The sequence below is a fragment of the Chitinophaga japonensis genome (genome assembly GCF_007830125.1).
GTDB lineage: Bacteria > Bacteroidota > Bacteroidia > Chitinophagales > Chitinophagaceae > Chitinophaga > Chitinophaga japonensis.
In genome coordinates this window covers 281,803-295,651 of sequence record NZ_VLLG01000002.1, presented here as the reverse complement: position 1 = coordinate 295,651, position 13,849 = coordinate 281,803, and the positions used below count along the sequence as shown (strand labels likewise).

Here is a 13,849-nt window from a genome sequence, read left to right as displayed (position 1 = left end):
TACATTCGCAAAGGTCGAAAGTACATAAATTTTTCGCAAGTCCGTTACCTGCCCGGGGCTGCGCCATGCGCCGTGGTTTGAAGGCCCGGGACCTCCAGGGCCAGCGCTGCTGCCAGGTATTGCTGCTGCAGCCGGGTAATATAATGATGGTAGTGCTCGGGCACTGTCACGCATATTTCATGCAGCAGTTGGATGGCTGTCACCAGGGGGATGCCGCTGTCCAGGTAACTGGCGGGCTGCTGCAGGAAGCGCCCTGTTTTCTGCCGCAGCTCCGGCTCCCAGGCATTTGCCAGCTCCGGGTTTTGCCAGAGCTCCTGCAGCAACTGCCTGAACCGGGCGCTTTCTGCTTCCAGTATATCAAAGTAGGGGCGTGCCTGCTCCATGGTAATGCCGGTAGCGCCAAACAGGTCGCCGGTGCAGTGAATGATCCGGGATACCTGCGTTTCCAGCAGTTGCGCTTTTTCCTGGTGCTGCAGTACGCGCCGGTACTTTTGCAGCAGGTCCTCCGCCTGCCCCCGTCCCTGGTGCAGGGCGCGGGAATAATGCACCCGGAAGGCGAGGTGGTCCTGCGCCTCCAGCCAGGCTTCCTGCTGCGCGATGTCGGCCTGCAGGATATCCAGCAAGTGGCCGGCGCTGGCAGCAGGGTAGGGCTGCCCCCTGAATTCAAAAGCCCCTGCCCTTATCTCGCCGGCAGCGATGGCCTGCAGTGTGGCCGCATCCTGCCGGTTGCGGAACAGTTGCCGGATCTGCCGGGCGTAGGCGGGCGCATACAGGCTGGCCATGCTGTGGCGCGACAGCTCCGCCTCTGCCAGCGGTTGCTGGCAGGCGGCCGTGAGCGCCGTAAAGGGGCGGTTGTCATAATATTGATGAAATGCACCTGGAAAGGCCAGTTGCCGGTACTGCTGTTCCAGCTCCGTCAGCAGTTCCTGGGGCGTGTACCAGTGATAGCTTCCGTGAGCGGGCAGCCCCCGGTCATAGATCATGGCCGTCATGGTTTCCTGCAGGCCGGCCGGGTTATGGAACAGTTCCCAGGCGCTGCCGGTAGCGGTTTCCTGCACCACTGCGGCGGCCTGGCATCGCTGTTCCCTTTCCTCACGGTCCGGCTGGGCGGCGCCCTGCTGCCGGAACTGTACCTGGCTTTTGATAAATGACTCGAGGTAGGCATCAGTTACCACCGGCAGCCGGGCAGCGTCCAGCGCCAGCCCGTTTTGCAGGGCATAATGATGCAGGTAGGTACGGTGGGCTGCGTACAGGTTACGGAACCGCAATTGCTTTTCCGCCAGCAGGGGCAGTTTGTGCAGGCAGTGCTCAAAGCAGGCGCCGCCCACTTCGGCCCGGCGCAAAGCGGAAATGGCCGCCTCGCTGCCGGCGATGCTGCATCCGATGGCGTCTGCATGAAGCTCCATTTCCCGGCTTAGCGGGATATAGGCCTGGTGAATAAGCTGATACAGCTTTCGTAGCAGGAACTGCATACCGCCGGCTATACCGGTAGCGATGCGGCCCAGCGGGTGCAGCAACAGGTGTTGCATGGCCCGGGACACCAGGTGGTTATGCCAGGTACCGCTTTCATACAACATATAATAGATGCGTTGGTGCTGTGCGCCAATAAAGCTGCCCAACTGCACGCTGCGCTGTGAACAGTGCCCCAGCGTGCGGGCCAGCATCATCCGGAATTCGCCCCGGTTAAGGCTGTTCACCAGTCCCAGTCCTATTTCCAGCCGGGCGCCGGCCAGGCGCAGCAAGCTGCCAGGCGGAAGCAGGGTGGCCTGCATACCGGGTACGGCAAATATCTTTTCAGGACAGGTAGTGCGGGTAATGGCTGCCAACTGTGCCACGAATGCAAACAGTTGCGGGTGCTCCGAGCGTTGCAGTAAAGCCCGGTAGGCATAGGGCCGCTTTTTACGGCCAAACACGAACCTGGACGGAAAGGCCAGCAGCATGGCTCCCAGCAGCACCATGGGCAATGCTGTGATAATGGCCAGCACCCGGTGCATGGCAGTGGCCAGCATAATGCCGCCGGTAATAAAAGCGGCGCCCAGGCCCGCCATGCCTAGCAGCAGCAGGACATACACCAGGAAGAACAGCGCAATGAAACTGGTTACTTTTAACAGTTGCCGCTGCAACAGGGGCGCAGGGGATGGTAATACCGGATCCGCCGGCGTCGGGTTGGCCTGGTAGGAGTTGGACATAGTCTGTTCAGGTTAGCGCTTAGTTTGGTTGATGCAAGCAGGAATAAATTTAAATTAAAATGATGTAACTTAAAATTTCAATTATAAAATGCGGCATTTCTGTAAATTTCTTTAACTTCCCGCTGCAGATACCCTATTGTTAATTAAGAAGGTATCCCCCGTTTGTCAGTGAAAAAAGTTTTACCCAGGTTGAATAACCCTAGTTATCCAGTACACGACACAACCCTGTTATTTTAAACTACAATTATACCTGAATGAACCGGTCCCTCATTTTACGTATCGTTGTGCCGATACTGTTCGTACTGGCCGCAGTGCTCGGTATTAAAGCCTGTAACGAGCACCGTACCAGCTCACAGCGCCTGGCCAGGGCTGTGGATACCCTGAAAACAGGTCATCCCGGGTTACGGCTGATCGACTCCGCCCTGGTGATACTGAACGCGGCGGAAAGCAACTTCCGGCTGTATACCGTTGTGTATGAGCAGCAATACCTGCAAACCTTCAGTACCCAACTGGATACGGTATCCGTCCTGCTGGACTCCGTGGGCAAACCGGCTGCGGCCGGCGGCAACAGCGAGCAACTGCTCCACCTGATCCGCGAAAAGGAGCAGATGTCCGGCAAAATAGCCAGCATCAAGCGCTCCACCGATGAGCTGCTGAGCCGCTCCCTCAAGGATGAGATGATCGACAAAATGCTGAACGCTATTCCCCCTTATTCCGCCAGCAGGATCAAAAAGGAGGAGGTAACCATCGATACCGTGGGTAATGAACAGACCCAACTGGCGAAGAAAGGCTTGTTCAAACGCCTGGGCCAGGCCATCGCCAACAAGAACGATACCGTGAAGTCCAAACAAACTATTTTGATCAGGACCAAGGACGGTAAAGTAATGCCCAAGGAGGAATATGAAGCGGAGCGCATGCGCAAAATACTGGCGGATGTGAACGGCTATTACAAAAGCGTACTGCGCCAACAGTTGGAAGGCCGTACAAAGATAGACGTGGCGGAACACACCCTGGCTGTTACCAACCTCCATTTACTGGGCGACCTGAAAAAAGTGATCCAGACTTTAAAAGAACAGGCACTGCAGGATGCAGCAGCCCGAAAATTCCGCGCCGGTGCAGACAGCCATACAAGCATCCGCAGGATGACCGGCACCATGACCTGGATGCTGATCGTGCTGCTGCTGGCTATTGCGGGTGCAGTAGTGCTGTACCTGGACAACCGTCGCAAAGCCAGGCTGCTGGCCATTGAAAAGCAGAAAGCGCTGGATGAGGCCCGTTCCCGCTCCGTGTTCCTGGCCAATATGAGCCATGAGATACGCACCCCTTTAAATTCCATTGTAGGTTTTGCCGAACAACTGGGGCATACCCCCCTGAAAGAAGACCAGCGGGAGCTGCTGCACGCGGTGGAAGTCTCCGCCGACATGCTGATGGAGGTGGTGAATGATGTGCTGGACTTCTCCAAGCTGGACAGCGATTATATCTCCATCCGGAAGGAGCCTTTCACCTTATACCAGGCCGTGTCCGATGTGGTGAGCACCATGCGGGTACAGGCGGCGCGCAAACAACTGGACCTCTTGTTTTCATTTGAGGGCGGCCTACAGCAGCATGTGCAGGGCGATATGTTCCGCCTGAAGCAGATATTGATAAACCTGATCGGCAACGCCATCAAGTATACGGAGACAGGAAGCGTTACAGTTACCGGCAAGCTGGAAAACCAGGATGCACAGCATGCCCGGTTCACCCTTTCTGTGGCAGATACCGGCCCTGGTATGCCGCCGGAGGCCCTGCCCCAGATATTCGAGCGTTTCTACCAGGCCAGGTCGCCCCGGGTAGAAGTAAAAGGCACCGGCCTGGGGCTGGCCATTACCCAGCGCCTGGTGAAGCTGCATGGCGGCGACATTACGGTGGAAAGCGAGGTAGGAAAAGGATCTGAATTTACCTTCTTTATTCCTTATGAGCTGGCCAGCCCGCCCAGGACGGTAGTGGTGACGCAGGAGGACGTAGAGAAGCTGAACGGCAATCAACTGGAAGGGCTGTACGTACTGATCGCAGACGACCAGGAAATGAACCTGCTGCTGCTGAAAATGATCCTGACCCGCTGGAAATGCCGCTTTGATATGGCGAAGGACGGTGCCACCGCTTACGAGCTGTTTAAGACCAACCGATATGACCTGGTGCTGCTGGACCTGCAGATGCCGCAGATGAGCGGCGTGGACGTGGTGAGCCGCATCCGCACCGACGTGGATTCCCGCAAAGCCAAAGTGCCGGTGCTGGTGCTCACGGCAGACATTACCCGGCAGGACGAGGAGTCTTTCCGTAAAGCCGGTTTTAATGACTGGATGCTGAAACCCTTCAGGGAAAAGGATATCTATAAAGTGATCGTTAAAAACCTGTCGAAGGCCAGGGCGGAAGCGAATTAAACAACCGGGTGCCGTTTAAACTCCTGGTTCCTGTCAAACAGGTACCGGTAAGTGGTTAACTGGCGGCTGCGGTAAGTGCCCAGGCTTTCGGCAATGTTGATCATCTTGGGATTAAAGTCGCCTATCCACTGCATTTCATAATCATCATACAGGTGCTGGCCCTGTATGATCCTGGCCCCTTCCACGATCATGTAAGCGTCTGCTCCCTTTTGCTGGAATTCCGGTATAATGCCGAACACGATACCGGTAAACTTGCGGCAGCGGCCTGTGTACTTCAGCCAGAGGAACAGCAGCTTTTCCCATAGCCCGAAGCGGCCGTTCATATGTTTGAAGAACTGGTTCAGCTCCGGCAGGTTTAGCCAGCAGCCGATCGGCTCATTGTTGTAATAGATAAACCATACGATCCTTTCATCCATCACCGGCTTCATTTGCCTGAAGATGCGCAGCGCCTGCGCCTTGCTCAGCTCCTTGCCCCCGTCATGTCCTGCCCAGGCCTTGTTGTAGATAATGGAGAAATCTTCCGCAAATTTTTCCAGCTTGTTTTTTCGTAAATGCCTGGCCGTAAACCCGGGATCTTTTGCAAGCTGGTCATGGCGGGTGAAGAACTTTTCCTGCAGGGGGTCTTTCACCTTCAGCGCAAAGCATACCTGGTGAAAGAAAGGCTGGAAACCGTACTGCTCAAACAGGTCTTTATAGTAGGGGGGATTATGGTTCATACAATAGAGCGGCTCATGAAAGCCTTCGGTGAGCAGGCCCCACCAGCGGTCGCGCTCCCCGAAATTAATGGGCCCGTCCATGGCTTCCATGCCTCTTTCCTGCAGCCACTGTTTGGCCGTATCCAGCAGCAGGTTAGCCGCTGCCTGGTCATTGATGCAATCAAAAAAGCCGATGCCTCCCGTGCGCTGCGTATCACCTTTGGTCTTGTATTTTTTATTTACAAAAGCGGCAATACGCCCTATCCAGGTCCCGTCATCGCTGCGCAGCAGCCAGCGTACACACTCGCCGTGTTTAAAGGTCTTGTTCTTTTCCGGATCAAATACGGCAGCTATATCTTTGTCCAGTGGCCGCACCCACCCGGGGTTGTTTTTATTTAGATCTGCGTGTACTTGTATGAACAGCCGGGCTGTTTGTGCGTTATCTACTTTGACGAGCTCCATGGGGGGCAAAAATAGTGAAATAGGATGTATGAAGTATGAGGCATGATTTATGAAGTAGGAGATAGGATGTATGAAGTAGGATGTAGGATGATAGTTATATGTTATTAATACATTTTCTACGTCCTACTTCATACCTCCTACTTCATACTTCATATTTTACGAGCAGACAAAGGGACAGTTACCATTTATAAATTAATACGAATGAAGCGATCATCACCGATCTATACCATCATCTTTTTTTTCCTTGCCCTGATGCTGGGTATCGCCTATTTCCGCCAGCAGCAGCGGGTACGGAAGATACTGGTGCAGAATGAGCGCCTGCTGAACGAGAACCGGGACCTGCAGCAAAGCCTGCGGTCCGTAAGTGGTACGGCTCAGCAGATAGCGGAACGAAAGGAGCAGCAGCAGCGCCAGCAGGGCAAGTTTGTAGAGCGGCGCGCCTATTACCGCCGCAACTGGCAGCAGTTTATAGCCGTGAGCACCAATGATTACCGCACCGGTTTCCTGGGCGGTATCAAAAACCTGGAGCTGACCGTGCGTAACCAGACGGAATACCCGCTGGACAATGTAGTAGTGACCGTGCAATACCTCCGCAGCAACGGGGAGGTATTTAAAACGGAAAGATATACCATCAGTGAAGTGCCGGCCAAAGGCACCCGCAGCATAGAGGCGGCCGCCAGCCGCAAAGGCATGAAGGTGCAGTTGAAGCTGATCAGCATTACCAGCCAGGCCATGAACTTCTGCTGGGCTTACGATAAGCCCGTACCGGCAGGCGCCCCTGATCCGTATGAGTGTGTGAAGTAGGAGGTAGGAAGTAGGAGGTAGGATGTAAGAAGCAGGAGGTAAAAGAAAGAAGCGTTAAGATGAAAAATAAAGTAAAAAGGAAGCTGGCAACGAGCCAGCTTCCTTTTTCTTACTTCTTACCTCCTACTATCCCCGCTGTACGCGGCCGCTCCTGCCATTGTTGTTGTCATTACTGCGCTGGGGCGCGGGTTGCGGACGGGGAGCGGACTGCCGCTGTATGCGCGGTGACGGCGCCGGGGAGGAAGGCCTTGGGCTGACCCGTTGCTGCGGGGCCGGGTTACTCCTGGGCTGCGGTGCCGGTGCGGTTCTTTGCGGTGCAGGATTGCTCCTGGGTTGCGGCGCCCGGTTTATCCGCGGCTGCGGCGCGGGATTCACGTTGCGCGGCTGGGAGGGAGCCGGTGCAGGCCGGTTCTCATTCCGGTTGTCAAATACCCGCCTGGGAGGATTATTGTTCCTTTCAGGTGCCGGCGCCGGGCGCGTGTTGGGCGTTGTCCGGTTGGGCGCCGGTGTTACCCGGCGGTTATCGGGCGCATTGTTATTATTGTTGTCAAATACACGCCGGGGCGGTGTAGCCCGGTCGTTGTTATTGTTGTTGTCATTATCGGTACTGCGCCGGATGGTCCTGCCCGGGGCGCCCGGTGTGCTCACGTTATTGTTCCGGTTATCCCGGTTGATACGGGTGGGCCGGTTGTTGTCCGACAGGGGACGGCGCAGCTCATTCCCCTGGGGCCTGAATATCCGCAGCCGGTTATTGGCCAGGGACGAACCCGGACGGTCGCTGTTGACCACCCGTACCGGCCTTACCGGTGTGCGGGTGATACGGGATACGTCCCGCGCTTCCGGGCCGCGGTAGTAGCGGGTGTTCCGGTTTACCACCCTCGTATTGTTGATGATGGTGGTATTGTTAATAATGGTCACGTTACGCCTTCTGTCCACGTAATACCGGTGTATATACGGGCTGTTGATATAGCGGCAGGGCACGAAGGACCAATAAGTGACCGGTATATTGAAGTTTACGTTCACACCCACGCTCATGCCTGGTCCCAGCGGCGCCCAGCCATAATAGTCAGGGCTGTTTCTCCAGCTTACCCAGGCAGGGCCCCACTGGTCGCCCGGTATCCATATCCATCCATAATAATTGTCATATGTCCAGCGTCCGTAATGGAAGGGCGCCCATCCCCAGTCATAATCGGACACCCAGGTCCAGCCGTAATCGGTGTATACCCAGTGCCCGTTGGTATAATAAGGCCTGAAATCCCTCCCCGCATCCGGCACCCATACCTGCCCGTAGCTGCCATAGCTCATCCACTGTCCGTAGGGGCTCAGGGCATCATAAAACATGGAGAATGATACGCCTGCCTGCTGGGGCCTGGCTGTAGCGCAGCCAGTGGTAAGGGAAAGCCAGGTGATCAATACGCTCGCATAAAGGATTATCTTACTTTTCATAACACTTGCTTTTAAAGTATCAGGAAATCCACTCACTCATTTCCTTTGTTAATTTTTCATCATAAATATTGCTATTATCGTACCAGAGGTCTGTTGGATGCTGTCCTGTTAACGTTATTTAACGGTTGAGAGCGTTTTACCCCCTGTTTTTAACTGTTTTTAACATTTAATATGGATAAACACGCCGTTGAGCGATAAATATTGTGCAACCGGCGACAAAATGGCGTCTTGCAGCAATTGAAGCGTGAAGCAGGAAGTATGAGGTATGATATTGATGCGATTCAGGCTTCCTACTTCATATTTCATACTTCATATTTCATATTTCCCCCGGCAAACCTTACCTTTGCGGCAAATTTTACAAACCGCTCATTTTAAGTATTTATAAACTGCTATACAATATGCCTAACACAGGTAAGATCAAGCAAATTATCGGTCCCGTAGTGGACGTGCATTTTGAAGGAAAACTACCCGAAATCTACAACGCCCTGGAAATAACCCGTGAAAATGGTCAGAAAGTAGTGCTGGAAGTACAGCAGCACCTGGGAGAAGATAGCGTTCGTTGCGTGGCGATGGACTCTACCGACGGCTTTGTAAGGGGCATGGCTGTAGAAGATAAGGGTGCTCCCATTAAAATGCCTATTGGCGACCAGATAAAAGGACGCTTGTTCAACGTGGTAGGCGACGCTATTGACGGTCTGGGCAATATCGACAGCGCTAACGGTTATCCCATTCACCGCCAGCCGCCCCGCTTTGAAGACCTGGCTACAGATACCGAAGTACTGTACACCGGTATTAAGGTGATCGACCTGATCGAGCCTTATGCAAAAGGTGGTAAGATCGGCCTGTTTGGCGGTGCAGGGGTAGGTAAGACCGTATTGATCCAGGAGCTGATCAATAACATTGCGAAAGGCTACGAAGGCCTGTCCGTATTTGCCGGGGTGGGAGAGCGTACCCGTGAAGGGAACGACCTGATGCGTGAAATGATCGAAGCCGGTATCGTGAAATATGGCGAGAAATTTAAAGAATCCATGGAACATGGCGGCTGGGAGCTCAGCGCCGTGGATATGCAGGAGCTGAAACAGTCCCAGGCTACCTTCATCTTCGGCCAGATGAACGAGCCCCCCGGCGCCCGTGCGCGTGTGGCCCTGTCCGGTCTGACCATTGCCGAATACTTCCGTGACGGCGACGGCTCCGCTGCCGGCGGCCGCGACATCCTGTTCTTCGTGGACAATATCTTCCGTTTTACCCAGGCTGGCTCCGAGGTGTCCGCCCTGCTGGGACGTATGCCTTCTGCCGTGGGTTACCAGCCTACGCTGGCTACTGAAATGGGATTGATGCAGGAGCGTATCACCTCTACCAAGAACGGTTCCATCACCTCCGTACAGGCGGTGTACGTACCTGCGGATGACCTGACCGACCCTGCTCCGGCTACTACCTTTGCCCACCTGGATGCTACCACTGTACTGGACCGTAAGATCTCCGACCTGGGTATCTATCCTGCCGTGAGCCCGCTGGACTCTACTTCCCGTATCCTGACGCCCGCTATCGTAGGCGAGGCCCACTATAACTGCGCCCAAAGGGTGAAAATGATCCTGCAGCGTTACAAGGAGCTACAGGACATCATCGCCATCCTGGGTATGGATGAGCTGAGCGATGAGGACAAGCTGACCGTATCACGCGCCCGCCGCGTACAGCGCTTCCTGTCCCAGCCCTTCCACGTAGCAGAGCAGTTCACCGGCCTGAAAGGCGTGCTGGTGCCCATCGAAGAAACCATCCGTGGCTTTAACATGATCATGGACGGCGAAGTGGATGAATACCCGGAAGCGGCCTTTAACCTGGTAGGTACGATCGATGATGCGATAGAAAAAGGCAAGAAGCTGCTGGAAGCTGCGAAAAATTAACTATTAATTCTTAATTCCCAAGAATGCAATTAGAAGTATTGACACCTGAAAGAAAATTGTATGCCGGCGAAGTGTATGGCGTACAGTTGCCTGGCGTAGACGGCTCGTTTGAGGTGCTGGATAAGCACGCGCCTTTAATAGCAGCCCTGGGCAAAGGCAAAATGAAGGTGCTGAAAGATAAGGTGCAGGCGGAGTTTTACCAGATAGAAGGCGGCTTTGTGGAAGTATTGCGCAACAAGGCTACCGTACTGGTGGAAGGAGCGGCTGTAATCAAGTAAATAGCGTATTAAAATAATAGGCCGGGTATGAATACCCGGCCTTTTTTTTGTCCTAACTATTCCAATCTAAGAAGACCCCGTTGCATGCGCAGTAAGATTACTGGCCGGGTTATTCTACGAGCAGGTTATTGCCATTATGATAATGAAACATTATCATGCAGCAGGCATATAACCCTATTCCTATGAAAATGAATATATTTTAAGCGCCCCTGAATGGTGACCGCCGCTTCAGGAGAGCAAAGGGTGTTACAAATAAGTTTCAGGGTTTTAGCATTAAATGCCGGTTCATTATATCAGCTCAAAAGGAGCTTATTATATCGTTCTCATAGGTCTGGTCTTCATTTTGGTGTTGTCTCATTGCTCCTGCTCTCCACAAGTCGAAAATGGGTTAATACAAGGCACTCTTTATTGATCTCAGCGTTCCATTTTACATTAGCAAGATATTTAAATTGTTTCGAAAAACCTTACTCCGTTTAGTCATTTTTGTTAGGAAAAGTATATGGTGGCGCATTAGTCATTGGACTTCAAAGCATAGGGCAGAAAAAATTTTTTTGCACTTTTTGGCCCCTTTTTCTGTTAACAACTCATTAACATCTTATTAAGAATTCAGGGCTGCGGAAAGCACTAACTTGACCTGCGTAATCCCCGGGAACTGAATCATGTAAAGCCACATCCAGCTTAATGAATTCGCATGCCATGTCCACCAGACTATCCATACCCTGCCAAAGAGAAGCGGCCGCTTACCGGCTATGGGTGCGCCGCTGCAACACCTGGTCAAATCGTTGTTTACTGCAAATCGTTTTGTAATTATGGATCAGAAAACCGTCTCAGTTTCATATCATCACATATTGCGCGTAACGGAAAAGCTGCGGTCCCTGCGCCGGAAACAGGAATATTCCCAGGAATATATGGCCATTATGCTCAATATATCCCAGAATGCGTACAGCCGCCTGGAAAACGGGAAAACTCCGCTTACCATTAACCGCCTGTTCGAGATATGCGCCCTGCTGAAAGTGGATCCGGGAGAGCTGTTGCAGGCCGATACAGATGCGCTGGGTGAAGACAAGACAAAGACCGGGAACCCGGCCTTTGTCCATGCATCACTGAGTGGCAGAAATGGTGCCTTGTAATCGGATATTTTGGGGGAGGGAGCAATATTTTTCAGGCCCCATAAAATTGGCCCTTATTATCGCTTTTGCCTAACCACCAGGTGGATAAATTATTCGTGCAGGTTGTAAATGAGGAAGTGATGGAGTTGCTACCTTAGTTCAGGGAAGGGTCTATCGGGAAATTCGCCATTATGGCGAAATTGTTCCCCAGGTTCTTCAACGATTGCTGCCAGATGTTCTGCTCTTTTTCATCAAAGATCAGCGCGGCATCCGTGTCCGATAATATCCAGGATTTTTCATTGAACTCATTCTCCAATTGCCCGCTGCTCCAGCCGCTGTAGCCAATGAAGAACTTGATCTTGCCGAGGTCCAGCCTGCCTTCATTGATCAGCGTTACCACGCTTTCAAACCTGCCGCCCCAGTAAATTCCCGCGTTGATCTCGAAACCGCCTTCTATCAGGTCGGGCTGCTGGTGCACAAAATGGATGGTATCCATCTGTACCGGGCCGCCAAAAAACACGGGAATATTGTTCACCAGTATCTCCGGCACCAGTTCATCCAGGGACTGGTCAAACGGTTTGTTGATCACAAAACCGAAACTCCCTTTTTCCTGGTGTTCACAAAGCAGTACCACCGTGCGCGCAAAATTCGGGTCTTTCAGAAAAGGATCAGCAATAAGTAATATACCGGGAGCAAGGGAAACCATACGCAAACGTTTTGATCACGTAACCAAATTTAACCAATTTTGATTGTGATTTCCGGATTAAATGCCGGATTAAATGCAAAGCGGTTAAAAGAGCATAAAAAAAGGAGGCTAGACAGCCCCCTTACCATTTTATCAACCAAAATCTAAATCGCTTATGGAACGAAATCCACGTCGATGTATGTAGAAAGTTTAATTGCTTCGTCGTTAAGTACTGGTAGCTATCTATCAAAATTAGTACCAGTTTCTATAGCAAAGGTAAGTAAAGTAGCGATATAAAAATCAGCGCACCCCCGTTAAAATTACGTTAAAGTGATATTCTTTTGTTAAAATTAGGCTGGTAAAAGGTTTGCGCAGCCTAATTTTGTATCATTGTTGCTATAGCAAGAATCGAATTTGACAGTTTTTAAAGCACAGAATATTATCTTAGAAGGTTATAACCAGATGCCCGTTTTTTTTAAGATTTTTACAATACATGTTACCGCTAAAGAAAACATTCCCGATAATCGTTGTACTGATCACTTTATCCCTGTTGGGCATCATTGCCATCCAGGTGAGCTGGATACGTAATGCGGCCATCCTCCGGAAGGAGCAATTAGAGCAGAACTTTGTGAGCGTGGTAAATAACGTGCGCGATGAAATGGTACGCCGCCAGGCCCCTCCCATCCGCTTCAAAATGGGCGGCACCACTCTCAGCAAAGGTGCGGATAACAGTATTACCCTGGAAAGATATGAGCTGAACAATATTACCGTGGGCGTCAGCGACCGGTTTACCACAGACGAGGTGCAGCAGTTGATCGCCAATGCGCTGCGCAAGCAGAAGCTGGATACTTCTTACGAATTCGCTATTATCGGCAAAAGCGCCTTCAGCAACGATAATATGATCAAGATGCAGTCCCCGCGGTTTACCAACCTGCTGGAAACGGCCACAACGGACACGCTTGATTATTCCATACAGACCGCCCCGCTGGTAAGCAGCCTGGAGCTGATGAACGACCGTACCGAAGTGCTGTACATTATCCTGCCCAACAATAATTCCCTGCTGCTGCGCTGGCTGGGATGGGTGATTGCCGGCTGCGTGATGTTCACCATCATCATCGTTACCGCTTTTGCGCTGACCATCCGCACCTTGCTGAACCAGAAGAAACTGTCGGAGATAAAGTCGGACTTCATCAATAACATGACCCACGAGTTGAAAACGCCGCTGGCCACTATTTCCCTGGCCATTGACGCGATCGGCAACCAGAAGGTGATGGACAACCGGGAGAAGATCCGGTATTTTTCCGGCATCATCAAGGAGGAGAACAAGCGTATGAACAAGCAGGTGGAAAGCATCCTGCAGTCCGCCCTGCTGGAAAAGAATGAAATAGGGCTGAACCTCCAGGTGATAGATGTGCACCAGGTGATCCAGCATACGGTAGACAACCTGCAGTTGCAACTGGCCTCCCGCGACGGCCGCGTGGAGCTGCGCCTGGATGCCATTAATCCCATTATCAAAGCGGATGATGTGCATTTCTCCAACGTGGTCTTTAACCTGCTGGACAACGCCATCAAGTATTCCAAGCAGCACCTGGAAGTGATCATCACTACCTATAACACCCGCAAGAGCCTGGTCATTACTATTTCAGATAATGGCATCGGCATGAGCCGTGATACGATTTCCCGTATCTTTGAAAAATTCTACCGCGCCCATACCGGCAATGTACACAATGTAAAAGGGTTCGGCCTCGGCCTCAGCTATGTAAAGGCCATAGTGGAGGCGCATAAAGGCAGGATCAAGGTGGACAGCGCCCTGGGCAGGGGTAGTAAATTTACATTGGAGTTTCCGCAGGAATAAAAGCA

At 52.3% G+C, this 13,849-nt stretch carries 10 protein-coding genes; 6 read left to right on the top strand and 4 right to left on the bottom strand.

The features are described 5' to 3' along the window. Nucleotides 1–44: 44 nt before the first annotated feature. Nucleotides 45–2,189, bottom strand: coding sequence for a M48 family metallopeptidase (locus LX66_RS01110; RefSeq protein WP_145710049.1), 2,145 nt, complete (start codon nucleotides 2,187–2,189; stop codon nucleotides 45–47). Between the two features lie 254 nt (nucleotides 2,190–2,443). On the opposite strand from LX66_RS01110, the gene LX66_RS01105 reads away from it, so the two are divergent. Beyond that, entirely contained in the window at nucleotides 2,444–4,609 is a 2,166-nt protein-coding gene (locus tag LX66_RS01105) for an ATP-binding protein (protein ID WP_145710048.1), read from the top strand. Here LX66_RS01105 and LX66_RS01100 read toward each other — a convergent pair. Further along, nucleotides 4,606–5,766 (bottom strand): hypothetical protein, encoded by a 1,161-nt coding sequence (locus LX66_RS01100; protein WP_145710047.1) that lies wholly within the window; start codon nucleotides 5,764–5,766, stop codon nucleotides 4,606–4,608. The two genes, LX66_RS01105 and LX66_RS01100, sit on opposite strands and share 4 nt — an antisense overlap. 201 nt (nucleotides 5,767–5,967) lie before the next feature. Between LX66_RS01100 and LX66_RS01095 the strand changes: the two genes are divergently transcribed. Beyond that, nucleotides 5,968–6,570 carry a hypothetical protein gene (locus tag LX66_RS01095; RefSeq protein WP_145710046.1) on the top strand — a complete coding sequence of 201 codons (603 nt, stop codon included), beginning with the start codon at nucleotides 5,968–5,970 and terminating at the stop codon, nucleotides 6,568–6,570. 126 nt (nucleotides 6,571–6,696) lie between these two features. On the opposite strand, the gene LX66_RS01090 is transcribed toward LX66_RS01095, so the two are convergent. Beyond that, nucleotides 6,697–8,016 (bottom strand): DUF6600 domain-containing protein, encoded by a 1,320-nt coding sequence (locus tag LX66_RS01090; protein ID WP_145710045.1) that lies wholly within the window; start codon nucleotides 8,014–8,016, stop codon nucleotides 6,697–6,699. A gap of 398 nt (nucleotides 8,017–8,414) precedes the next feature. On the opposite strand from LX66_RS01090, the gene atpD reads away from it, so the two are divergent. The 3 genes from atpD (at nucleotide 8,415) to LX66_RS01075 (ending at nucleotide 11,325) form a co-directional block, all read left to right on the top strand. Then, the gene (gene atpD, locus LX66_RS01085) at nucleotides 8,415–9,917 is read left to right on the top strand and encodes a F0F1 ATP synthase subunit beta (protein ID WP_145710044.1); all 1,503 of its coding nucleotides are present in this window, start codon (nucleotides 8,415–8,417) and stop codon (nucleotides 9,915–9,917) included. Nucleotides 9,918–9,940: 23 nt separating this feature from the next. Then, on the top strand, nucleotides 9,941–10,195 hold the full coding sequence (atpC, locus tag LX66_RS01080; protein WP_145710043.1) for an ATP synthase F1 subunit epsilon: 255 nt from the start codon (nucleotides 9,941–9,943) through the stop codon (nucleotides 10,193–10,195). Nucleotides 10,196–11,004: 809 nt separating this feature from the next. Continuing rightward, nucleotides 11,005–11,325 carry a helix-turn-helix domain-containing protein gene (locus LX66_RS01075; RefSeq protein ID WP_145710042.1) on the top strand — a complete coding sequence of 107 codons (321 nt, stop codon included), beginning with the start codon at nucleotides 11,005–11,007 and terminating at the stop codon, nucleotides 11,323–11,325. 133 nt (nucleotides 11,326–11,458) lie between these two features. On the opposite strand, the gene LX66_RS01070 is transcribed toward LX66_RS01075, so the two are convergent. Beyond that, entirely contained in the window at nucleotides 11,459–12,010 is a 552-nt protein-coding gene (locus LX66_RS01070; protein WP_145710041.1) for a YqgE/AlgH family protein, read from the bottom strand. 472 nt (nucleotides 12,011–12,482) lie between these two features. Here LX66_RS01070 and LX66_RS01065 point away from each other — a divergent pair, with 472 nt between their 5' ends. Beyond that, complete coding sequence (locus LX66_RS01065) at nucleotides 12,483–13,844, top strand: sensor histidine kinase (protein ID WP_145710040.1); 1,362 nt, start codon at nucleotides 12,483–12,485, stop codon at nucleotides 13,842–13,844. The last annotated feature ends 5 nt before the right edge of the window (nucleotides 13,845–13,849 follow it).

Excerpts from the sequence above, each read along its gene's own strand:
- LX66_RS01110 (WP_145710049.1), bottom strand. The coding sequence starts at position 2,189 with ATGTCCAACTCCTACCAGGCCAACCCGACGCCGGCGGATCCGGTATTA.
- LX66_RS01105 (WP_145710048.1), top strand. The coding sequence starts at position 2,444 with ATGAACCGGTCCCTCATTTTACGTATCGTTGTGCCGATACTGTTCGTA.
- LX66_RS01100 (WP_145710047.1), bottom strand. The coding sequence starts at position 5,766 with ATGGAGCTCGTCAAAGTAGATAACGCACAAACAGCCCGGCTGTTCATA.
- LX66_RS01095 (WP_145710046.1), top strand. The coding sequence starts at position 5,968 with ATGAAGCGATCATCACCGATCTATACCATCATCTTTTTTTTCCTTGCC.
- LX66_RS01090 (WP_145710045.1), bottom strand. The coding sequence starts at position 8,016 with ATGAAAAGTAAGATAATCCTTTATGCGAGCGTATTGATCACCTGGCTT.
- atpD (WP_145710044.1), top strand. The coding sequence starts at position 8,415 with ATGCCTAACACAGGTAAGATCAAGCAAATTATCGGTCCCGTAGTGGAC.
- atpC (WP_145710043.1), top strand. The coding sequence starts at position 9,941 with ATGCAATTAGAAGTATTGACACCTGAAAGAAAATTGTATGCCGGCGAA.
- LX66_RS01075 (WP_145710042.1), top strand. The coding sequence starts at position 11,005 with ATGGATCAGAAAACCGTCTCAGTTTCATATCATCACATATTGCGCGTA.
- LX66_RS01070 (WP_145710041.1), bottom strand. The coding sequence starts at position 12,010 with ATGGTTTCCCTTGCTCCCGGTATATTACTTATTGCTGATCCTTTTCTG.
- LX66_RS01065 (WP_145710040.1), top strand. The coding sequence starts at position 12,483 with ATGTTACCGCTAAAGAAAACATTCCCGATAATCGTTGTACTGATCACT.